Consider the following 20,681-nt stretch of genomic DNA (forward strand, 5'->3'; position numbering starts at 1 on the left):
CGTGTCCGCAGTGACCACCCTCGCCGCCGAGGGCTACAACGGCACGGTGCTGAACGGCGCCCTGCTCGTGGCCCTCCCCATCGCGCTCCTCGGCGGCCTGGTCTCCTTCTTCTCGCCCTGCGTCCTGCCGCTCGTCCCCGGCTACCTCTCCTACGTGACCGGCGTCACCGGCACGGACCTCGGCGAGGCCCGCCGCGGCCGGATGGTCGCCGGAGCCTCCCTCTTCGTCCTCGGCTTCACCGCCGTCTTCGTCTCCAGCGGCGCGCTCTTCGGCTACTTCGGCTCCACGCTCCAGGAGGAACGCGGCACCCTGACCAAGGTGCTCGGCGTGCTCATGATCCTCATGGGCGTCTTCTTCGTCGGCCTCATGCCCTGGTTCACCCAGCGCGAGTTCCGCTTCCACAAGCGTCCCGTGACCGGCCTGGTCGGCGCGCCGCTGCTGGGCGCGCTGTTCGGTATCGGCTGGACGCCCTGCATCGGTCCGACTCTCGCGTCCGTCCTCGCGCTCTCCGCCGACCAGGGCACCGCCGGCCGCGGCGCCATACTGACCATCGCGTACTGCGTCGGCCTCGGCGTGCCCTTCGTGCTCGCCGCGGTCGCCTTCCGCAAGGCGCTCGGCGCCTTCGGCTGGATCAAGCGCCACTATGTCTGGGTGATGCGAATCGGCGGCGCCATGATGATCGCGACCGGCGTGCTGCTGCTGACCGGCGCGTGGGACAGCATCGTGCAGGACATGCAGACCTGGTCCAACGGCTTCACTGTAGGGATCTGACCGATGAGCAACACCACCACGGGCAAGACCCCGACGACCGACGAGGAACAGGACCTCGGCGCCGCCGGCTCCCAGCTGTCCACCGCCCCCAAGGAGGAGGCCCCGAACCTCCCCTCGCTCGGCGTGATCGGCTGGGCCCGCTGGTTCTGGCGCCAGCTCACCTCCATGCGCGTCGCGCTGCTCCTGCTCCTGCTGCTGTCCCTGGGCGCGATCCCCGGGTCGCTGATCCCGCAGGACGGCGTCGACGCCATGAAGGTCGAGGAGTTCCGCCAGAACCACGACATCCTGGCGCCGGTCTACGACAAGCTCGGGCTCTTCCACGTCTACAGCTCGGTGTGGTTCTCCGCGATCTACATCCTGCTGTTCGTCTCCCTCATCGGCTGCATCGTCCCGCGCACCTGGCAGTTCGTCGGCCAGCTCCGCGGGCGTCCGCCCCGCGCCCCCCGGCGCCTGGACCGGCTGCCCGCCTACACCACCTGGCGCACCGGGGCCGAGCCCGAGGAGGTCCGCGAGGCCGCCCTGAAGCTGCTGAAGAAGCACCGCTTCCGCGCGGACGCGGACGTCGCCGGTGACGCCGTCACGGCCGAGAAGGGCTATCTGCGGGAGGTCGGCAACCTCGCCTTCCACATCGCGCTGATCGTGATGCTGATCGCCTTCGCCTGGGGCCAGCTGTTCAAGTACGAGGGCAACAAGCTGATCCTGGAGGGTGACGGCTTCTCCAACACGCTCACCCAGTACGACGACTTCAAGTCCGGGAACCTCTTCGACGCGGCCCACGACCTGGCCCCCTTCAGCTTCACCCTGAAGGACTTCCACGGCACCTACGAGGCGACCGGCCCCAACCGCGGCACACCCCGCGTCTACGAGGCCAAGGTCACCTACAGCGAGGGTGCCCACGGCGCCGAGAAGTCGAAGACCATCGAGGTCAACAAGCCGCTGGAGATCGACGGCTCCAAGGTCTACCTCGTCAGCCACGGCTACGCCCCGATCCTGACCGTCAAGGACGCCAAGGGCGACGTCGTGATGGACAAGCAGGCGGTGGCCCTGCTGCCGCTGGACGCCAACGTCACCTCCTCGGGCGCCGTCAAGGTCATGGACGGCTACCGCAACGCCAAGGGCGAGAAGGAGCAGCTCGGCTTCAACGCGTTCTTCCTGCCGACGTACGGCGGCAAGGGCAGCACGATGCTCTCCAGCTTCCCGGCGCTGATCAACCCGATGCTCGCGCTCTCCGCCTACCACGGGGACCTCGGCGTCGACGCGGGCATCCCGCAGAGCATCTACCAGCTCGACAAGACCAACCTGGAGGAGTTCAAGGGCTCCGACGGCAAGCTGTTCAAGCAGCAGCTCAAGGTCGGCGACACCATGACCCTCCCGAACGGCGCCGGCTCGGTCACCTTCAACGGTGTCCAGGAGTGGGCCGGCTTCCAGGTCACGCAGCAGCCCGGCAGCGGCTGGGCCCTCGGCGGTGCCGTCGTCGCCATCCTCGGTCTGGCCGGGTCCCTGTTCATCCAGCGCCGCCGGGTCTGGGTGCGGGCCGTGCGCGGCGCCGACGGCGTCACCGTCGTGGAGATGGCAGGCCTCGGCCGCAGCGAGTCCGCGAAGGTCCCCGAGGAACTGGGCGCCCTCGCCGGTGCCCTGTACGACCGGGCACCCGACGCACCCGACGCACCCGACGCACCCGACGGGCCCGAGAACGACGACACCCCCGATTCCCCCGACACCCACGTCGTACCTGCCGAAGGGGCTGAGAAATGACTCTCGCCGCCGCAACCGAGTTGGCCGCCGCGACCAACGAGCACCTCGCGAACGTCAGCAACACGCTGATCTACTCCTCGATGGCCGTGTACACCCTGGCCTTCTTCGCGTACATCGCCGAGTGGCTCTTCGGCAGCCGCAGCAAGGTCGGCCGCACCGCCGCCGCGCTCACCAGCGACACGGCCGGTGCCAGGGCGAACGCCGGGTCCGGTCCGGCCGTCACCGTGAAGAAGGCCGGCGGCACCGCCGTACTGGAGCGCCCCGAGGTCGTCGTGCGGACCGCGTCCGGCACCCGTGACGTGCCCGACGGCCCCGGTGCGCACGGCGGCACCGAGAAGGGCGACCTGTACGGGCGGGTCGCCATCTCGCTCACGGTCCTCGCCTTCGCCATCGAGGCGGGCGGCGTCCTCACCCGCGCCCTGTCGGTGGAGCGGGCGCCGTGGGGCAACATGTACGAGTTCAACATCACGTTCACGACGGTCGCCGTCGGCGTGTACCTCGCGCTGCTCGCCCTGAAGAAGAACATCCGCTGGCTCGGCCTGCCGCTGACCACCACGGTCCTGCTCGACCTCGGTCTCGCCGTCACGGTCCTCTACACCGCCAGCGACCAGCTCGTCCCGGCCCTGCACTCGTACTGGCTGTACATCCACGTCTCCACGGCGATCTTCTGCGGCGCGGTCTTCTACGTCGGCGCGGTCTCCACGATCCTGTACCTCTTCAAGGACAGCTTCGAGAACAAGCTCGCCTCCGGCGGCACCCCCGGCCGCTTCGCCAGCTCGGTCCTGGACCGGCTGCCCGCCGCGGCCTCCCTCGACAAGTTCGCCTACCGCGTCAACGCCGCCGTCTTCCCGCTGTGGACGTTCACGATCATCGCGGGCGCGATCTGGGCGGGCGACGCCTGGGGCCGCTACTGGGGCTGGGACCCCAAGGAGACCTGGTCCTTCATCACCTGGGTCGCCTACGCCGGCTACCTGCACGCCCGCGCCACCGCCGGCTGGAAGGGCCGCAAGGCCGCCTACCTGGCCCTGATCGCCTTCGGCTGCTGGCTCTTCAACTACTACGGCGTCAACATCTTCGTCTCCGGCAAGCACTCCTACGCGGACGTCGGCCTGGGTGCCCTCCAGTCCGTCGGCTTCTGAACAAGACACGGCGAAAGGCCGGTTCCGGTGACCCAGGTCACCGGGACCGGCCTTTCGCGTGCGCCGTCCGGGAACCGTGGGAGTCGTACTTCGACGGCGGCGACGGGCGCCCGCACGCGGGCGGCGTCCTGCTCACCGAGCAGTGGGCGGCGGACCGAAGTCCCCGCGGGCGACGCCGGTGACGACGTCCCGCAGCCGCTCGACGTACAGCCGCAGGTTCTTGTGGGCGACGTCCGTGTCCGGATAGCGGCTCGCGAACCACAGGCCCTCGGGGAGCCGGGTCACCCAGGCGCACACCTGGTCGCCGTACGAGACCCTCAGCAGTGCGTACGCCGTCCGGTCCGGCCAGCTGTCGGCGCCGGGGACGCCGCGGGCGTCGACGTACGACACGATCGAGTACAGGTCGGGCGAGGTCGGCCGGAAGTCCGTGCCGAGCAGGCGCAGCACGCGGTCGATCGGCATGCGGGACAGCCGCCGGTTGGCCTGGAGTTCGGCGCGGACGGTGGCGAGGGCGCTGGGGAAGTCGTGGGCCCGGTCCACCGGGACCTCGATCGGCGCGCCGCCGACGTACCAGCCGACGGACTCCGTCCACTGCGACCGCGACCGGGTGTGGAAGGGCACGACCGTGCGGTAGACGGGCTCGCCCCCGATCTCGTGGACGATCAGCGCGGTCGCGGCCAGCACGCCGACCAGGCTGCCGCCGTGGGGGCGGCAGTACGCCTCGAACGCGGCGGCGTCGGCCGCGTCCACCAACGGCTCGCGCAGCAGCCGCTGTTCGGGCAGCGCGCCGCCGGGCCGGACGCCGAGGTCGACGGGGAAGGAGGGCAGCCGCCCGTCGCAGCGCCGGATGAACTCCCGCCAGCGGGCGACGATGTCGTGGTCGCCGTCGATCCGGTCCGCGTCCGCCCGCTCGGCCTCGCAGAAGTCGACGTAGGAGCCCACCCGGGGGTGCGGCACGGTCCGCCCCGCGACGCCCGCGGCGTACAACTCGCCGACCTCGGCGGGGATGCGGTAGATGGAGTACGCGTCGACGTTGCTGTGGTCGAAGGCCATGTAGACGCTGACGCCGTCGTCGCGGACGACCGCCGTGTAGATGAGGTTGGGCCAGCGCAGCGCGTCCGCGACCCGGTCGAAGCGGTCCTGGAGGTGCCGGGCCAGCTCCGCCGCGTCCGGAAAGTCGCCGACCTCCTCGCGGTGCAGCGCCACGGCGTCCGCGTCGAGCGTGAACCGCCGCATCGTGTCGCCGCTCTCGCCGCTCCACCGGAAACCGCTGCGCAGCGTCTCGTGCCGGAGGGTCCAGGCCCGCAACGCCTCCTGGAGCACGTCGAGATCGACCGGCCCCGGGATGTCGAAGGCGGCCCCGAGCCAGGTCGGCACGAACAGTCCGTCCTCGCGCACCGACCGGGCCGTCCGGATGTGCGACTCCTGGATGTACGCGGGCGGGCGCGCGTCCTCGGGCAGCGCCGCCGCGATGTCGAGCGTCGCGGGACTGAGCGTCCACTCGACGAGGCGCCCGGGCCGGATCTCGCAGCGCTGGATGTCGGTCATTCGCACGAGGAGGTCTCCGTTCGCAGATGTACAGACCCGACCAAGGGAATGCCGTCCGCGCGGCCGCGTACCTGCCGTGTCGGCACTGTTCAACGGAACGGATGGCCTCTCGAACGCCGATACGCCCCCACAGTCCGTGCACCCTTCACCAGTCCCCCCTTCCCCCTTCACCTCTCACTCCAGCCCCGCTTCAGCCGCACTCCAGATAGGCGTGCAGGGCGCCCGCCCCCGCCAGCATCGCCCGCGTCCGCGCGGTGAGGGCCCGCCCGCGCGCCTCGATCGCCGCCCGCAGCGCCTCGCTGCTCCCCGCGCGCCGCAGGTCTTCCAGCACGGGCCGGATCTGCTCGAAGAGGTGGTGACTGCGGCGCAGCGCGCGCACCACCCGCGCGTCCCGCACGTCCCCGGGCCCGTACACGCGGTACCCGGTGCCGCGCTCCCGCCCGGGCCCGAGCAGCCCCGCGTCCTCCCACACCCGCAGCGCGGACGTCCGTACGCCGACCAGCGCGGCCACCTCGCCGATACGCAGCCCGGACGGCTCGCCGGAACGCGGCGGCGGCGCGTCGGCCTCCCGACCGGCCAGCGCCTCCAGCGCCTCACCGGCGGCCCGCAGCGACACCCGCTCCTCGTGCAGCGCCGCGTGCGCCGCGTCCACCAGGGCGAGGGCACCGGCCACGTCCCCGTCGTGCACCGCCCGCATCACCCGCGTCGCCGTCACCGCCCCGTACCCCGGCTGCAACGCCCGGTACGTCAGCAGCGCGTCCCGGTGCCGCTCGCCGAACACCCGGTACCCGGCGTCGGTCCGCCCGGCCGGGGGCAGGACACCGGCGCCCTCGTAGTTGCGCACCTGCTGCGTCGACAGCCCGACGGCCCGGGCCAGATCGACGGTACGCAGATGACGCTCGCGATTGCTCACCGAGCGCAGCCTATGCGGGACCGGACGGCCATAATGCCGGGCATGTCGCTCCAGGGGACGGACGCCCACCGGAACACCGAAGGCACACTCCCGGCGCTGGTCGCCCGGGCCGTGGCGGCGGCACGGGCGCACGGCTTCCCCTACTCGTGCCGCCCCGAACAGGGCCGCCTGCTCCGCCTGCTGGCCGCGGGGGCTCCGCACGGCATCGCCGAGACGGGCACGGGCACGGGCTGCGGCGTGGGCCTGGCCTGGCTGGCCTGCGGTGCCCGCCCGGGCGTCAGGCTGGTCGGCGTCGAACGCGACGCGGAGCGGGCCCGCGTGGCCAGGCAGGTCTTCCGGGACCACGGGGAGGTCGAGATCCTCCACGGCGACTGGCGACGCGTCGAGGAACACGGCCCGTACGACCTGCTGGTCCTGGACGGCGGAGGCCAGGCGAAGGGCGACGGAGCCGCCGACCCCGCCCGTCTGCTGACCCCCGGCGGCACGCTGGTGGTCGACGACTTCACCCCGGCCACCACCTGGCCACCCCTCTTCGACGGCGCCCCCGACCGCCCCCGGCTCCACTGGCTGGAGCACCCAGCACTGCACACCACCGAACTCCGCCTGGCGCCGGACCTCAGCGTGATCGTCGCAACCCACTGGCCGCGGCGCGCATGAACGCGGTCGGTGCGGCTCAGGCACGGCACTCCAGTGCCGCGTGGTCGGCGAAGCACCCCGCCGATAGCGGGTGCGCCGCGTCTCCCGAGTGTGCCCGCGCTGCCACTCCTCCACATCCCCGGGGCGAGGCGGGGACCCGACGTCGCACCGCAGTCGGCTTCGGTCTCCGCGCTGCCGTCGCCGGCGGCCCGTGCGTGCGCGCGGCGCTCGGCCAGCCCAGAGCGACGCGTTGGAAAGGTACCGACAGGATGGACAGGCCCGAGGTCAGCGCGGCGATCTGCATCAAAAGCAGCCACAGCTGCGACAACGGCGGCAACTGCGTGGAAATCGCCCCTGGTTTTGCCGGCGTCGTCCCGGTCCGGGACAGCAAGCGCCCTGACGGCCCAGCCCTGTTCGTCGGCCTCGCCGCCTGGTCCGCGTTCGCCGCAGCCCTGCGCTGACGCCGGAACCCGGGTTTCCGCGTTCCGGAGCTTCGGGCGACCTCCTACAAGGACTACTCAGGGAAAAGACCCCTGCCAAACCCCGCCCCACCCGCCCACGGCCTCGGCTCACTCGCCTGGGTGAACATCACTGGTTGGGCTGGATTTCGGTACCCCCAACTCCCTTACTGTCAGCGCAACGACCGCTGACATATGTCAGCCCCCGGCGGGGACTAGCGATCCTCGCGGGGGCCTGACCACCGAGGAAGAAGAGAGCTTCCTGATGGGTACCCCAAACCTTAGCGTGCCCGCACGCGCCGAGTCCGCCGCTGACGACAATCGCCCCCGTTCGGGCGTCATCCACGACAACGTCCGCCACACCGCCGACTTCACGGTGGTCGGCAACCACCTCGCCCAGCATCCGCACCTCTCCCTGCTGGCGATCGGCCTGGGCCTGTACGTCCAGTCCGTACGCGGCGGTACTCCCGTGGACATCAAGAGCCTGACCGCCCGCTTCAAGGAGGGCGCGGTCCGCATCAGCGCGGCGCTGCGCGAGTTGGAGGCCCACGGCTACCTCCGCCGCGAACGGAACCGCGCCCCCGACGGCCGTATCGTCACCCGCACCGTCTCCTGCAACGACCCCCGGGCCCGGCGTCGGCCGACGGACCCCGAACGCCCCGCCCGACGGACGGGCCCGGCGCGACCCGAACGTACGGGACCGCAGCGTAGGGCCCACCCGCGCCGTACGGCGGGACGCAAGGCGCTCCCCGCCGTACCGCAGGCCGGCGGCGAGATCCCCGGGCTCCTCCAGACCGCTGTCGACCTCCTCACCGACCTGCGTCGGCACGACTCCCGACTGATGCTGTCGGCCACCGACACGGCCCACCTGGCGCCCGGCGTCGCGGCCTGGCTGGAGCGGGACGTCCTCCCCAGCGGCGTACGCCACGCCCTGACCACCGGCCTCCCGGACGACCCACTGCACCGCCCGGCCGCCCTCCTCGCCCACCGCCTCACCGACCGGCTGCCACCACCGCCCCCGTTCCGCACGCAGTCGGCCGTCGTACCGCCGCCGCGCCACCCACTCCAGAACTGCGAGGGCTGCGACCGGGGTTTCCGCGCCCCCGAGACCGAAGACCGCTGCCGCGACTGCCGCACGGCAGCCGCCTCCCATCCCTGAGACCGCAAGGAACCCCATGGTCAGCCCGCCCCACGAGGCGATGCACCGCATCTTCCAGCACGACCCCGGACTGTTCAGTCGCGTCTCACGCTTCCTCGGCATCGACCTCCCGAAGCCCATCGGGGCGACGGCACTGCCGACCGACCTCACCGAGGCCAGCCCCGTCGAACGCCGCGTGGACACGCTCCTGCGCTTCGAGACCGCAGAGCAGGGGGCCTTCCTGCTGGCCGTCGAGGCTCAGGGCAAGAAGGACCCGGACAAGCCCGCGAGCTGGGCGTACTACGTCTCGTACCTGTGGACGAAATACCGGCTGCCCGCGGCGCTCCTGGTCGTCTGCCAGGACTACGCCACGGCGAAATGGGCGCAGCGGTCGGTGACCAGCGGACCGCCCGAGCTGCCCACCCTCACACTGCGGCCCGTGGTCGCCGGCCCCCACAACATGCCGGTGATCACCGACCCGGACGAAGCCCGTACCGACCTGATCCTGGCCAGCCTGGCGGCCATCACACATGCCGCGGAACCGGTCGTCAATGCGATACTGAAGGCCCTGTCCACCGCCCTGCGGGACGCGCCCGAAGACATCGCCGCCCCCATCGTCGAATTCACCGCACACGGACTGGGCAACCGCCCGGCCAAGCACCTCTGGAGGAACCTGGTGGCCGTGGACCTCTCCTTCTACAAGTCGTACATCTCCGAAGAGATCCGCGACGAAGGCCGCGCACAAGGCCGGGAACAAGGCCGGGAACAAGGCCGCGCCCAGCAGGGCGCCCAGGACGTCCTGCTGGTCCTGGAACAGCGTGGCCTCGCCGTCTCCGAAGATGTACGCGGACGTATTACTGCCTGTGACGACCCCGGCGTCCTCCGCCACTGGCTCGCACGGGCCGTCACCGCTCCGACGGCCGAGGCGATCTTCGAAGACGAGTGACGCGGCGAGGCCCTGGGCCGTGGCGGGGGAAGCCACGGCCCAGGGCCGGTCTGTGGGGGCAGCGGCTGCTACTCGGCGTCGGCGACGCTTGCGGTGACGCTCTGGACGGCCTTGAGGGCGAGGTCCGGGCGCTCGGTGTGGATGTAGTGGCCGCTGCCCTTGGCGGTGGTGAGCTTCGCTGCGGTGGAGAGCTGCTGCCACTCCTGCTGGCCCTTGGCCCACATCTTCTCCAGGGCGGGACCGTAGTCCGGAACCGCGGCGTACTGGGACTCGTGCTTGAGGATCTCGACGGGGATGTCCCCGGCGGAGTGGACCGGGCCGTCGGCGATCAGGAACTGCTCGGGGTTCTGGCCCTCGTTGGCCGCGATCGCGCCGTCCCGGACCTGGGTCGCGCCGCCGGTGGCGTCGGCGGGGATGGTGCGCTTCATGTCGCGGGTGAGGTGGGGGACGGTGGCGTCGAGGAGGACCAGGCCCTTGACGCGGTCGGTGTGGTCGGGGGTGTAGCGGGCGGCGATGTAGCCACCCAGGGAGTGGCCGGCCAGGACGACGGGCCGGTCTCCGGCGAGGTGGTCGAGGAGCTTGGTGAGCAGGACGCTGGTGTCGTTGACGGTCTGGAGGGTGCCGGGAGCGGGCTTGTCGCTCTTGCCCTCGCCCAGGCGGTCGTAGGAGCAGACCCGGTCCGTCCTGCTCAGGGACTTCTGCAGGGCGGCCATGTTGCCCAGGCCTTCGCCGCCGCCCGCCATCAGCACCACCAGCGGCTGGTCCGCGTCCGAGTGGCCGGAGCAGGAGACGTTGACCGTGTGGCCGTCGACGTCGATCTTCTTCGTGCCGGTGAAGGAGGGTCCCGCGTCCGTGGAGTCGGAGTCGGCCTTGCCGTATTCCTCGTTCAGGACGAGTCCCGCGCCGGCCACGGCGCAGACGACGGCGATCGCGGCAATCGCCTTGGCGAAGGTGCGGAACATGGGGGGCCTCCAGCAGACAAGGGTGGGGTAGGGACACGGTGGTGGGGGGAGTTCTCTCGGTCGGCCTGTGTGCTCGGCGACTGATGAAGACTCTATGGATCCACCGGCCCCGGATCGTCACCCCGCGGTGGACACCTGCCCGTAGCTCCCTCGGGGGACAGCGCCCATCGGCCCAGGCGACGCCCCGGGCGTCCCCTACGCCCCGTCCGCGCTGATCGACCGCCAGATCCGCTCCGGCAGGATGCGCGCGGCCTCGTCCAGGTCGACGTCCCGGACCCCGGACAGGTGGCGCCCCGCAACGCTGGACGCGATCTAGGACAGCGCGTCGTACACCGCGACCGCGAGCCGGACGAACGAGCGGATCAGCGGGTTCGGGTCGGTCCGGGGCCAGGCCACCACCACGGGGCTCGGCGGCAGGCCCGTCAGCGGGACCACGGTGAGCCCGTCGGCGGGCACGTGGTCGGCGAGGGTCATGCCGACCGTGCCGTTCCACAGCACGACCTGCTGACACTCCCGCACGGTGCGCACCACCGGCCCCGGCCGCGGCTCCCCGCCGTTCCAGTACGCCTGCCACAGCGGGTCCGTGCCCTCCGGGAAGCGGAACCAGCGGCGGTCGGCCAGCTCGGCCGGTGCCAGGCTCGCCCGGCCGGCCAGCGGATCGTCGGCGCGCAGCAGGGCGCCCACCGGGTCGGCGCGCAAGGTGTGCGTGGTCAGGCCGGTCGGGTCGAAGGGGCCGCGGGTGAGGGCCACGTCGACCAGACCGGCGTGCAGCCCGCAGGTGGGGTCGGTCAGGTCGGTCTCGCGGACGGTGACCTCGACGTGCGGATGGCGCCGGCGGTAGGCGTCCGCCAGCCGGACCACGTCCGGGTCGGCGCTGTCGCCGAGGATGCCGACGGTGAGGGTCGCGGCACCGGCCGCGGCCGCCACGCGAGCGGGTATGCGTTCGGCCCGGTCGAGCAGGGCGCGCGCCTCGTCGAGCAGCACCGCACCGGCCCCGGTGAGGGTGACGCCCGCGGAGGTGCGGTGGAGCAGCGTGGCGCCGAGGTCCGTCTCCAGTGCCCTGATCGCCCGGCTCAGCGGCGGCTGGCTCATGTGCAGGCGGACGGCCGCCCGGCCGAAGTGGAGTTCCTCGGCGACCGCCACGAAGTAGCGCAGCGTACGTAGCTCCATCCTGCGACGATACCCGTGCGGTATCGAGTGCGCGGAACAGGTCTTGGACGCTCCCGGTGCCCCGGCGGTGGAATCGGGGCATGACCGACGCACCGCACAGCAGTGAGCGCGAGCCCGAGCCGCCGAGGCCGGGCACGGACCCCGCCGTCTCCGTGGTCGGACCGGACGACGGCGAGACGATTCTCCTCGGCACCACCCGCATGCGCGTCCTGGAGGACGGCAGCCACACCGGCCACCGCCTCGGCATGGCCGAGTCCGTACTCGCCCCGCACACCCCCGGACCGCCCCAGCACCGTCACGCCCGGCACGACGAGGGCTTCTACGTCGTCTCCGGCACCGTCCGGTTCACGGTGGGGGACGAGGACATCGACGCGACGGCCGGCACCCTCGTGATGGTCCCGCCCGGCGCGCCGCACACCTTCGCCAACACCACCGGCGAACCGGCCCGCATGCTCAGCACCTTCACCCCCGACCTGTACGTCCAGTACTTCCGCGACCTGGAGGAGCTGTACGCCGACGGCCGCACCCCGACTCCGCAGGAGAGCCTCGGGACGATGAGCCGCTACGCGACCGAGCCCGCCACCGGCTTCGCCCAGGCCCAGGCCCGGCCCCGGGGGACCGGGTCGTGAACGTCGCGTACTGGATCGTCGCCGGTCTCCTCGCCGCCTTCTACCTCTACGGAGGCGCGGTGAAGACGGTGCGCAGCCGGGACGCGCTCCGGCCGATGATGGCCTGGGTGGACAGCATGCCGATGCCCGCCGTCCGCGCCGTCGGGGTGGTCGAGGTGCTCGGCGCGGCCGGGCTGGTCCTGCCGCCGCTGACCGGCGTCGCGCCCTGGCTTGCCCCGGCCGCGGCCGTCGGGTTCGTGGTCCTGCAGATCGGCGCGACCGGGGTCCACCTGCGTCTGGGGGACCGGCAGGTCGCCCTCAACCTCACCCTCCTGGTCACCGCCGCGGTCACCGTCTGGCTCGCCACGGCCCGGCTGTGACCCGGCGTCCGCCGTCAGCCGCGTGGCGGCGGAGTGCCCCGGGCCGCGTCCATGAGCCGGCCCGCGAGGTCCGCGACGAGGCCGCGCAGCTCGTCCGGCCGCTCGACGAGGAACGGGCGGTCCAGCGACGCGAGAAGGCCCGGCAGCCAGTCGAGGCGCTCGGCCCGGATCTCGACCCGGCACCATCCCTCACCCTCGCCGCCCTCGCCGCCCTCGCCGTCCTCCGCGGCCACGATCGCCACGCTGCCCGGCAGCCGGGCGCGGATCTCCTCGGCCGTCCCCCGGACCCGGACCGTCACCTCGTGCCGGTAGGGCGCGGTGGCCAGCGCCGTGAGCACCCGCTCCGCCGGACCGGGCCCCGGCGGCGGTTCGAAGGTGCCGGGCAGGACCCGCGCGCCGTCGATGCGGTCGAGGCGGAACGTCCGCTCCGCACCGACCGAGAGGTCCCAGCCCGTCACGTACCACCGGCCCGCGTGCGCGACGAGCCCGTACGGGTACAGGGTGCGTTCCCCGCCGCGCCCGCCCTCGCGCCTGCCGCCGGTGTACCGGATCGCCAGCGGCCGGTGATGGCGCACCGCGTCGGCGACCGGGAGCAGGACGGCGGCCTCCGGGGCGGCGGACCCGGCCGGCGCGGTCGTGAACGTGAGCGAGTCGAGCACCGCGTCCAGACGGTGGCGCAGCCGCTCCGGCAGCACCCGCCGGACCTTCGCCGCCGCCGTCTCGCCCGCCGTGCCCGCCGCCGCCGTGGTCCCCGTCCGCCGGCCGGCGACCAGGCCCAGCAGTACGGCCAGCGCCTCGTCGTCGGTCAGCATCAACGGGGGCATGCGGTGGCCGGGGGCGAGCCGGTAACCGCCGTAGCGGCCGCGCACCGACTCCACCGGCACGTCGAGGTCGACGAGGTGGTCGACGTACCGGCGCACCGTGCGCTCGCCGACGCCGAGCCGGTCGGCCAGTTCGGCCACGGTGCGCACCCCGCCGGACTGGAGCAGTTCGAGCAGGGTGAGGACACGGGACACGGGACGGGACATGCCCGTAAGTCTGCCGCCGATACCGGCCGGATTATGACCGGTATCGCTCCTAGCGTGGGAGCCGTAAGCACTTGATCGGCCGTTCGGCCCCAGGAGGCACCCCATGAACCTCGTCTCGCTCCGCGTCATCACCGACGACGTCGCCCGTCTCGTCGGCTTCTACGAGCGCGCCACCGGCCTGCGCGCGACCTGGGCCACCGAGGACTTCGCGGAACTGCGCACCCCGTCCGGGACGCTCGCGATCGGCAGCACCCGCACCGTGCCGCTCTTCGCCCCCGGCTCCGCCCACCCGGCCGACAACCGCAGCGTGATCATCGAGTTCCTCGTCGACGACGTGGACGCCGTGCACCGGAACCTGACCGGCTTCGTGGACGAGTTCGTCAAGGAACCCACCACCATGCCCTGGGGCAACCGCGCGCTCCTCCTGCGCGACCCCGACGGCACCCTGGTCAACTTCTTCACCCCGGTCACCCCGGCCGCCACAGAGAAGTTCGCCGACGTCGCCCGCTGACGGCCCCCCTATGCTGGACCCGCCCGCAGGGGCGAGAACCGCACGCCGGGAGGGATCTGTGTCAGCGCTGGAGCCGGACGACCCGCGCTCCGTCGGGGAGTACCGGCTGCTGAGCCGGCTGGGTGCGGGCGGCATGGGCCGGGTCTTCCTCGGCCGGTCCCCCGGAGGGCGGCTCGTCGCGGTCAAGGTGGTGCACGCCGAGCTGCTGCGCCGGCCGGAGTTCCGCGACCGCTTCCGGCGCGAGGTCCGGGCGGCCCGGATGGTCAGCGGCGCCTTCACCGCACCGGTCGTCGACGCCGACCCGGACGCGCCGCTGCCCTGGTTGGTCACCAGCTACATCGCCGGTCCTTCGCTGGAACAGGCGGTGGCCGAGCGGGGGCCGTTCGACCCACAGGCCGTACTCACGCTGGCCGCGGGGCTCGCCGAGGCGCTGGTGTCGATCCACGCCGCGCACCTCGTCCACCGCGACCTCAAGCCCTCCAACGTGCTGCTCGCCGAGGACGGGCCGCGCGTCATCGACTTCGGCATCGTCCGCAGCGTCGACGCCGACTCCCTCACCGGCAGCGGGCACATGGCGGGCTCCCCGGGCTTCATGTCCCCGGAGCAGGTCAACGGGGACGAGGTCACCTGGGCCAGCGACGTGTTCTGCCTCGGCGCGGTGCTGGCCTACGCGGCGACCGGCGCGAACCCCTTCGGCGCCGGACCCACGCCCGCGCTGCTCTACCGCGTCGTGCACAACGCCCCGGACGTCGCCGCCGTCACCGACCCGGCCCTGCGTTCCCTGATCGCCGACTGCCTCGCCAAGGACCCGGCCCACCGCCCCGCCCCGCGCGAGATCCTCGCCCGCATCGGCCCGCTGGGCGGCGAGAGCGCCACCGCCCTGCCGCACGCCCAGCAGTGGACGCCGGCCGTCCGGCCGACCCGCGCGGACGCCGTGCCCACGCAGATCGTCCCGCCGGCCGCGGCACCCCCGGCGCATCAGCACACCCGCGTCGACACCGCACGTCCGCAGGCCTACGGGGCGGCGCCCGCACCGGCGGACGTACGCCCGACGGCGACCGGGGCGGGCGGCCGCCGGAGCCGACGGGCCTTCCTGCTCTCCGGCGCGGGCGCGCTCGCCGCCCTCGGCGTGGGGACCGGGTTCTGGCTCAACCGCCCGGCGGACCCGGGCCCGGCCGACGGTTCCGCGCCCGCACCCTCGCCGTCGCCCTCGTCCGCGCCCACGCCGCCCCCGGGCCTGGTCGGACTCTGGCCCCTCGACGAGGCCTCCGGCCAGGTCGCGCGGGACACCGCGGGCGGACACGACGGCACCGTGACCGGCGTCGCCTGGCAGGGCGCCGGGGGAGGCGCCGTCTTCGACGGGACCGGCAGCCAGATCGTGACCGCCGGTCCGGTGCTGAAGACCGGCGCGGGCCGCAGCTTCACCGTCGCCGCCTGGGTCCGCCTCTCCGTCGTGCCGGGCGTCTTCGCCACCGCCGTCAGCCAGGACAGTGCCGACGCCAGCGGCTTCTACCTCCAGTACTCCAGCGAGGACCAGGGCTGGGCCTTCGCCCGCCCCGGCCGGCGCGCCGTCGGCCGTACCGCTCCCGCCGCGCATGTCTGGACCCACCTGACCGGCGTCTGCGACGGCCCGGCACGCAAGCTGCACCTGTACGTCAACGGCGTCCAGGAGGCGGTCGTCGAGGACACCGGCCCCGCGGCCGCCACCGGCGCCTTCATGATCGGCCGGGCCTCCTTCGACGGGCAGCCCCGCGACTTCTTCCCCGGCGCCGTCCGCGACGTACGGGCCTTCGACCGGGCGCTCGGTCCGGAGCGGGTCGCGACACTCGCGTGACCCGGCTGACGGGAGCTCACCGGCGCTCGGTGGAGCGGCAGTTGGGGCGGTCGTGCTAAAGATGTAGCTTCCGATGAGTGGCCGCGGCACCCGCACGGAGCACGCGGCGCCGGCGAACGGGGAGAGAGTTGAGCGGGGAAGCCGGATCCGGCCTCACGGGCAGTGGTGCCGAGCCGTTGGAGGACGACGACCCGCGCCGGATCGGACCGATCCCGCTGCTGGGCCGGCTCGGGGCCGGCGGCATGGGCCGCGTCTACCTCGGCGTCCACGAGGGCCGGTACGCGGCCGTCAAACAGGTGCTGCCGTCGGTCGCCGGGGAGGACAAGGACTTCCTGCGCCGTTTCGGGCACGAGCTGGACAACCTCGCCCGGCTGCCCGAGGAGGCGACGGCGCCGCTGCTCGCGGGGGACCGGGAGGCCCGGCCGCCGTGGTTCGCCACCGCCTACGTCCCCGGCCTCACCCTGCGCGAGGCCGTCGACCTGCACGGGCCCCTGCCCGCCGAGGCGCTGTGGCTCGTCCTGCGGGAGGCCGCCACCGGACTCGCGGCGGTGCACGCGCTGGACATGGTCCACCGGGACCTGAAGCCGTCCAACGTGATGCTGACCCTCGACGGACTCACCCTCATCGACTTCGGCGTGGCCCGGGCCGCCGACCAGAGCCAGTTGACCAGGACCGGCATGGTGGTGGGCACGCCCGCCTACATGTCGCCCGAGCAGGCCTCCGGGAAGCGGGCGTCCAGCGGCGTCGTGGACGTCTTCGCGCTGGGTTCGGTGATCGCGTACGCGGCGTCCGGCCGCCCGCCCTTCGGCGACGAGTCCGGGCACGCCGTGCTGTACCGCATCGTGCACGAGGAGCCCGACCTCCAGCCGCTGCGGGACCTGGACCCCGAACTCGCCGACGTCGTCGCCTCCTGCCTGGACAAGGACCACGAGGGCCGGCCCACCGCCGCCGAACTCGTCGAACGCGCCGAGGCGCACGGCACGTCGGCGGCCCCGCCGTGGCCGCGGGACATCACCGAGCGGCTGTCCGAGCGGGCGGCCTTCGCCGCCCGGGCCCCGGAGCCCGTGCACCTGGCGCCCGAGCCGGACGAAGCGGATGATGCGGATGAAGCAGGCGGAGCCGGCAAAGCGGCACCGCTCCCGCCGTCCGCCCCCGTGGTCACGGGCGGACAGCCGGAGAAGCGTGAACGGCGGCGCCGCACGAAGGTGCTGGCGTTCGTGATCCCCGTCGCCGTGACCGGGGCGACGCTCGGCTTCACGCTGCTGCCGTACGCGATGAACGACGCGGACCGGGACGGGAACGCGGCCGCGCCGCCCGCGGCCACCGGAACGGCCGCCCCGGCCCCCACCGCCTCCGCCACCGGCCCGAGCGCCTCCGCCTCCGCCGGCCCGGACGGTGGGAAGAAGGACGGAAAGGACAAGAACGAGGACAAGGGCAAGGGTGCGGACGAGAAGGGCGGGAAGGACGGCGACGGCGGCGCACCCGACGGAGGCGGAGGCGGGAGCGGGGACGCGGCCGCTGCCGCGCAGGGCGCGTCCGGCGGCGGCTCGGATTCCGGCTCCTCCGGCTCGGGGGGCTCCGCCGGCGCGGGAGGGTCGTCCGACGCGGGGGGATCGTCCGACTCGGGTACGTCCGCCGGCGCCGGAAGCGGATCAGGGGCTGACGGCGACGGCGACGGCGGCTCGGACGACGGCGGCTCCGCGTCGGGCAGCTTCATGCTGAAGAACGGATCGAGCGGGAAGTGCATGTACGTCGGCACCCCCATCGACGACGGCGCCTGCTCGGGCGACATCGCCGTCTTCCGCTACCAGAGCACCTCGGGCGGAGCCTTCAGGATCCTCAACGTGGGCACGGCCCAGTGCATCCACTCCAGGAGCGCGAACGCCTGGCTCGTCAAGGGCACCTGCGGCTCGTTCGGAGGCGAGTGGAAGGAGGGGGCGAACGGTTCGCTCCGGAACCTCAACACCGGTGGCTGCCTCGACCTCAACCGCCGGGCGTCCATGATCGGCCTGACGACCACGACGTGCACCGGCTCCGCCTCCCAGCGCTGGACCAGGACCTAGATCCCGGCCCCGCCCCGGCCCGGTCCTAGTCCTTGCCCGGTCCTAGTCCTTGCCCCGGTCCTGGTCTTTGTCCCCGTCCTTGTCCCTCTCGTCGTCCTTCTTCAGGGACTTCAGGAAGTCGGGGTTGTCGTCCGGCGCCACCCACTGCCGCCGCCCGCCGCCGCCCTGCCGGGGCGAGGAGCCGGCGGGCTGCCGCTTCTTCCCGGCGATGATCCAGGAGATCGAGCCGACCAGCGGGAAGAGGAGCACGAGGATCGCCCACAGCGGCTTGGGCATGTGGCGGATGTCCGCGTCCTTCGTGCTGATGCAGTCGATGAACGCGTAGACGCTCAGGGCCAGTGGAACGAGGAACATCAGCACCCGGAGCATGGGCTTCTCCAGCTCAAGCGAGGGGGTGGGGACGCGTCAGGCCCCCAGGTACAGGGCCAGGGTAGCCGCTCGGGGATACTGGACGGCATGGCTTACGACGATCTTCGCTCGCTGCTCAGGGCACTGGAGCGCGAGGGCGACCTCAAGCGCATCAAGGCCGAGGTGGATCCGTACCTGGAGGTCGGGGAGATCGTCGACCGGGTGAACAAGGCGGGCGGGCCCGCGTTGCTCTTCGAGAACGTGAAGGGCTCCGACATGCCCCTCGCGATGAACGTCTTCGGCACCGACCGCCGCCTGCTCAAGGCCCTCGGCCTCAAGTCGTACTCCGACATCTCGGACAAGATCGGCGGGCTGCTCCGCCCCGAGCTGCCCCAGGGCTTTGTCGGCGTGCGCGAGGCCTTCGGGAAGCTCGGCACGATGACGCACGTACCGCCGAAGAAGGTGAAGCCGGGCAGCGCGCCCGTCCAAGAGGTCGTCCTCACCGGCGACGACGTGGACCTGGACCGCCTCCCGGCCCTCTTCACCTGGCCGGACGACGGCGGCTCCTTCTTCAACCTCGGGCTCACCCACACCAAGGACCCGGAGACCGGCATCCGGAACCTGGGCCTCTACCGCCTCCAGCGCCACGACAGGCGCACCATCGGCATGCACTGGCAGATCCACAAGGACAGCCGCAACCACTACCAGGTCGCCGCCCGCCGCGGCGAGCGCCTGCCGGTCGCCATCGCCTTCGGCTGCCCGCCCGCCGTCACGTACGCCTCCACCGCCCCGCTCCCCGGCGACATCGACGAGTACCTGTTCGCCGGGTTCCTCCAGGGCAAGCGGGTCGAGATGGTCGACTGCAAGACGGTCCCGCTCCAGGTCCCCGCGCAGGCGGAGGTGGTCCTGGAGGGCTGGCTGGAGCCGGGCGAGATGCTCCCCGAGGGACCCTTCGGCGACCACACCGGCTTCTACACCCCGCAGGAGCCCTTCCCCGCCCTGAAGATCGACTGCGTGACGATGCGGAAGCGCCCGCTGCTCCAGTCGATCGTGGTCGGCCGCCCCCCGACCGAGGACGGACCCCTCGGACGGGCCACGGAGCGCTTCTTCCTCCCGCTCCTCAAGATCATCGTCCCGGACATCGTGGACTACCACCTCCCCGAGGCCGGCGGCTTCCACAACTGCGCGATCGTCTCGATCGACAAGAAGTACCCCAAGCACGCCCAGAAGGTGATGCACGCCATCTGGGGCGCCCACATGATGTCCCTGACCAAGCTGATCGTGGTCGTCGACTCCGACTGCGACGTCCACGACCTCCACGAGGTCGCCTGGCGAGCGCTCGGCAACACCGACTACGGCCGCGACCTCACCGTCGTCGAAGGCCCGGTCGACCACCTCGACCACGCCTCCTACCAGCAGTTCTGGGGCGGCAAGGCGGGCATCGACGCGACGAAGAAGCTGCCCGAGGAGGGGTACACCCGCGACGGGGGCTGGCCGGACATGGTGCTGTCCGACCCGGAGACGGCGGCGAAGGTCGACCGCCGCTGGAAGGAGTACGGACTGTGACGTCGGCTTCCGCCGCCCTGCCGCAGCAGCCGGGGCGCACCAAGGCGTTCCTGCGCCTGGTGATGATCGAGCACTCGGTGTTCGCGCTGCCCTTCGCCTACATCGCCGCGCTGACCGCGATGTACCTGTGGGACGAGAACATCCACTGGGGCAGGCTGCTCCTGGTCACCGTCGCCATGGTGGGCCTGCGCACCTTCGCGATGGCGGTCAACCGGATCATCGACCGCGAGATCGACGCCCGCAACCCCCGCACCGCCCACCGCGAACTGGTCACCGGCGCCATGTCGGTCAAGCACGCCTGGACCGGCGCGCTGATCGCCCTGGTCGTCTTCCTCGGCGCGGCGGCCCTGCTCAACCCGCTCTGCCTGGCCCTGGCCCCCGTCGCGGTGATCCCGATGGTGGTCTACCCGTACGGCAAGCGGTTCACGAACTTCCCGCAGGCCATCCTCGGTCTCGCCCAGGCCATGGGCCCGATCGGCGGCTGGCTGGCGATCACCGGCGAGTGGTCCTGGGAGGCGGTGATCCTCGGCCTCGCGGTCGGCATCTGGATCGGCGGCTTCGACCTGATCTACGCCTGCCAGGACGTCGAGACCGACCGGCAGGTCGGCGTGAAGTCCGTCCCGGCCCGCTTCGGCGTCCCGGCCGCCATCTGGGGCGCCCGCGCCTGCCACACGGTCACCACCGCCCTGTTCGTCTGGTACGCCGTCGCCACCGGCGCCGGTGTCTTCTTCTGGCTCGGCCTGCTGATCGTCGCGGGCGCGTTCCTCTACGAGCACACCATCGTGCGCCCCACCGACCTGACCCGCCTCAACAGGGCGTTCTTCAGCGTCAACGGCTTCATCGGCATCGCCCTCTTCGTGTGCGCGCTGCTGGATCTGCTCGTGCGGGGCCTCACGGTCTGAAAAC

At 72.5% G+C, this 20,681-nt stretch carries 20 protein-coding genes and 1 pseudogene; 14 read left to right on the forward strand and 7 right to left on the reverse strand.

Going from position 1 to position 20,681, the window contains the following annotated elements; genetic code table 11:
• The first annotated feature begins 1 nt into the window (after position 1).
• The 3 genes from ACFYZ3_RS25500 to ccsB are packed head-to-tail and all read left to right on the forward strand — an operon-like array spanning position 2 to position 3,666.
• Complete coding sequence (locus ACFYZ3_RS25500; protein ID WP_388521986.1) at positions 2–772, forward strand: cytochrome c biogenesis CcdA family protein; 771 nt, start codon at positions 2–4, stop codon at positions 770–772.
• A 3-nt stretch (positions 773–775) separates the two neighbouring features.
• Positions 776–2,527, forward strand: a complete 1,752-nt coding sequence (locus ACFYZ3_RS25505) for a cytochrome c biogenesis protein ResB (protein ID WP_388521989.1) — start codon at positions 776–778, stop codon at positions 2,525–2,527.
• The gene (ccsB, locus tag ACFYZ3_RS25510) at positions 2,524–3,666 is read left to right on the forward strand and encodes a c-type cytochrome biogenesis protein CcsB (RefSeq protein WP_388521992.1); all 1,143 of its coding nucleotides are present in this window, start codon (positions 2,524–2,526) and stop codon (positions 3,664–3,666) included. The genes ACFYZ3_RS25505 and ccsB overlap by 4 nt, the downstream gene beginning before the upstream one ends.
• A 132-nt stretch (positions 3,667–3,798) precedes the next feature.
• Here ccsB and ACFYZ3_RS25515 read toward each other — a convergent pair whose 3' ends face one another.
• Positions 3,799–5,220, reverse strand: a complete 1,422-nt coding sequence (locus tag ACFYZ3_RS25515; RefSeq protein WP_388521995.1) for a condensation domain-containing protein — start codon at positions 5,218–5,220, stop codon at positions 3,799–3,801.
• Positions 5,221–5,404: 184 nt separating this feature from the next.
• Entirely contained in the window at positions 5,405–6,127 is a 723-nt protein-coding gene (locus ACFYZ3_RS25520) for a MerR family transcriptional regulator (RefSeq protein ID WP_388521998.1), read from the reverse strand.
• Between the two features lie 42 nt (positions 6,128–6,169).
• Here ACFYZ3_RS25520 and ACFYZ3_RS25525 point away from each other — a divergent pair, with 42 nt between their 5' ends.
• The 4 genes from ACFYZ3_RS25525 (at position 6,170) to ACFYZ3_RS25540 (ending at position 9,305) form a co-directional block, all read left to right on the forward strand.
• A complete protein-coding gene (locus tag ACFYZ3_RS25525; RefSeq protein ID WP_388522000.1) occupies positions 6,170–6,784 on the forward strand; it encodes an O-methyltransferase in 615 nt (204 codons plus the stop codon).
• A 248-nt stretch (positions 6,785–7,032) separates the two neighbouring features.
• A complete protein-coding gene (locus ACFYZ3_RS25530; RefSeq protein WP_388522003.1) occupies positions 7,033–7,224 on the forward strand; it encodes a DUF397 domain-containing protein in 192 nt (63 codons plus the stop codon).
• 262 nt (positions 7,225–7,486) lie between these two features.
• Positions 7,487–8,380 carry a helix-turn-helix domain-containing protein gene (locus tag ACFYZ3_RS25535; protein WP_388522006.1) on the forward strand — a complete coding sequence of 298 codons (894 nt, stop codon included), beginning with the start codon at positions 7,487–7,489 and terminating at the stop codon, positions 8,378–8,380.
• A gap of 16 nt (positions 8,381–8,396) precedes the next feature.
• Positions 8,397–9,305 (forward strand): hypothetical protein, encoded by a 909-nt coding sequence (locus ACFYZ3_RS25540; protein WP_388522009.1) that lies wholly within the window; start codon positions 8,397–8,399, stop codon positions 9,303–9,305.
• Positions 9,306–9,373: 68 nt separating this feature from the next.
• Here the strand turns inward: ACFYZ3_RS25540 and ACFYZ3_RS25545 are convergent, their stop codons facing one another.
• The 3 genes and pseudogenes from ACFYZ3_RS25545 to ACFYZ3_RS25555 form a co-directional block, all read right to left on the reverse strand.
• Positions 9,374–10,267 (reverse strand): alpha/beta fold hydrolase, encoded by an 894-nt coding sequence (locus tag ACFYZ3_RS25545; protein WP_388522011.1) that lies wholly within the window; start codon positions 10,265–10,267, stop codon positions 9,374–9,376.
• A gap of 195 nt (positions 10,268–10,462) precedes the next feature.
• Positions 10,463–10,564, reverse strand: a pseudogene (locus ACFYZ3_RS25550) (TetR/AcrR family transcriptional regulator); the annotation flags it as partial.
• Positions 10,565–10,579: 15 nt separating this feature from the next.
• Complete coding sequence (locus tag ACFYZ3_RS25555) at positions 10,580–11,437, reverse strand: LysR family transcriptional regulator (RefSeq protein ID WP_388522014.1); 858 nt, start codon at positions 11,435–11,437, stop codon at positions 10,580–10,582.
• Positions 11,438–11,517: 80 nt separating this feature from the next.
• Here ACFYZ3_RS25555 and ACFYZ3_RS25560 point away from each other — a divergent pair, with 80 nt between their 5' ends.
• Both ACFYZ3_RS25560 and ACFYZ3_RS25565 read left to right on the forward strand, forming a co-directional pair.
• Complete coding sequence (locus tag ACFYZ3_RS25560) at positions 11,518–12,066, forward strand: cupin domain-containing protein (protein WP_388522017.1); 549 nt, start codon at positions 11,518–11,520, stop codon at positions 12,064–12,066.
• Positions 12,063–12,425 (forward strand): DoxX family protein, encoded by a 363-nt coding sequence (locus tag ACFYZ3_RS25565; protein WP_388522019.1) that lies wholly within the window; start codon positions 12,063–12,065, stop codon positions 12,423–12,425. Before ACFYZ3_RS25560 ends, ACFYZ3_RS25565 begins: the two co-directional genes overlap by 4 nt.
• 14 nt (positions 12,426–12,439) lie before the next feature.
• On the opposite strand, the gene ACFYZ3_RS25570 is transcribed toward ACFYZ3_RS25565, so the two are convergent.
• Entirely contained in the window at positions 12,440–13,453 is a 1,014-nt protein-coding gene (locus ACFYZ3_RS25570) for a helix-turn-helix transcriptional regulator (RefSeq protein WP_388522022.1), read from the reverse strand.
• A gap of 103 nt (positions 13,454–13,556) precedes the next feature.
• On the opposite strand from ACFYZ3_RS25570, the gene ACFYZ3_RS25575 reads away from it, so the two are divergent.
• From ACFYZ3_RS25575 to ACFYZ3_RS25585, 3 genes are all read left to right on the forward strand, one after another.
• Entirely contained in the window at positions 13,557–13,964 is a 408-nt protein-coding gene (locus tag ACFYZ3_RS25575) for a VOC family protein (RefSeq protein WP_388522025.1), read from the forward strand.
• Positions 13,965–14,022: 58 nt separating this feature from the next.
• Positions 14,023–15,798: a LamG-like jellyroll fold domain-containing protein gene (locus ACFYZ3_RS25580; RefSeq protein ID WP_388522028.1), complete on the forward strand. Its 1,776-nt coding sequence runs from the start codon at positions 14,023–14,025 to the stop codon at positions 15,796–15,798.
• Positions 15,799–15,926: 128 nt separating this feature from the next.
• Positions 15,927–17,861: a protein kinase gene (locus ACFYZ3_RS25585; protein ID WP_388522031.1), complete on the forward strand. Its 1,935-nt coding sequence runs from the start codon at positions 15,927–15,929 to the stop codon at positions 17,859–17,861.
• A gap of 42 nt (positions 17,862–17,903) precedes the next feature.
• On the opposite strand, the gene ACFYZ3_RS25590 is transcribed toward ACFYZ3_RS25585, so the two are convergent.
• Positions 17,904–18,230: a PLD nuclease N-terminal domain-containing protein gene (locus tag ACFYZ3_RS25590; protein WP_388522034.1), complete on the reverse strand. Its 327-nt coding sequence runs from the start codon at positions 18,228–18,230 to the stop codon at positions 17,904–17,906.
• Positions 18,231–18,317: 87 nt separating this feature from the next.
• Here ACFYZ3_RS25590 and ACFYZ3_RS25595 point away from each other — a divergent pair, with 87 nt between their 5' ends.
• Together ACFYZ3_RS25595 and mqnP are read left to right on the forward strand one after the other, a co-directional pair.
• Positions 18,318–19,775 carry a menaquinone biosynthesis decarboxylase gene (locus ACFYZ3_RS25595; protein ID WP_388522037.1) on the forward strand — a complete coding sequence of 486 codons (1,458 nt, stop codon included), beginning with the start codon at positions 18,318–18,320 and terminating at the stop codon, positions 19,773–19,775.
• Positions 19,772–20,677: a menaquinone biosynthesis prenyltransferase MqnP gene (gene mqnP / locus ACFYZ3_RS25600; RefSeq protein ID WP_388522040.1), complete on the forward strand. Its 906-nt coding sequence runs from the start codon at positions 19,772–19,774 to the stop codon at positions 20,675–20,677. Before ACFYZ3_RS25595 ends, mqnP begins: the two co-directional genes overlap by 4 nt.
• Positions 20,678–20,681 lie beyond the last annotated feature (4 nt).

It is taken from the genome of Streptomyces sp. NPDC001599 (assembly GCF_042893535.1).
Classification (GTDB): domain Bacteria; phylum Actinomycetota; class Actinomycetes; order Streptomycetales; family Streptomycetaceae; genus Streptomyces.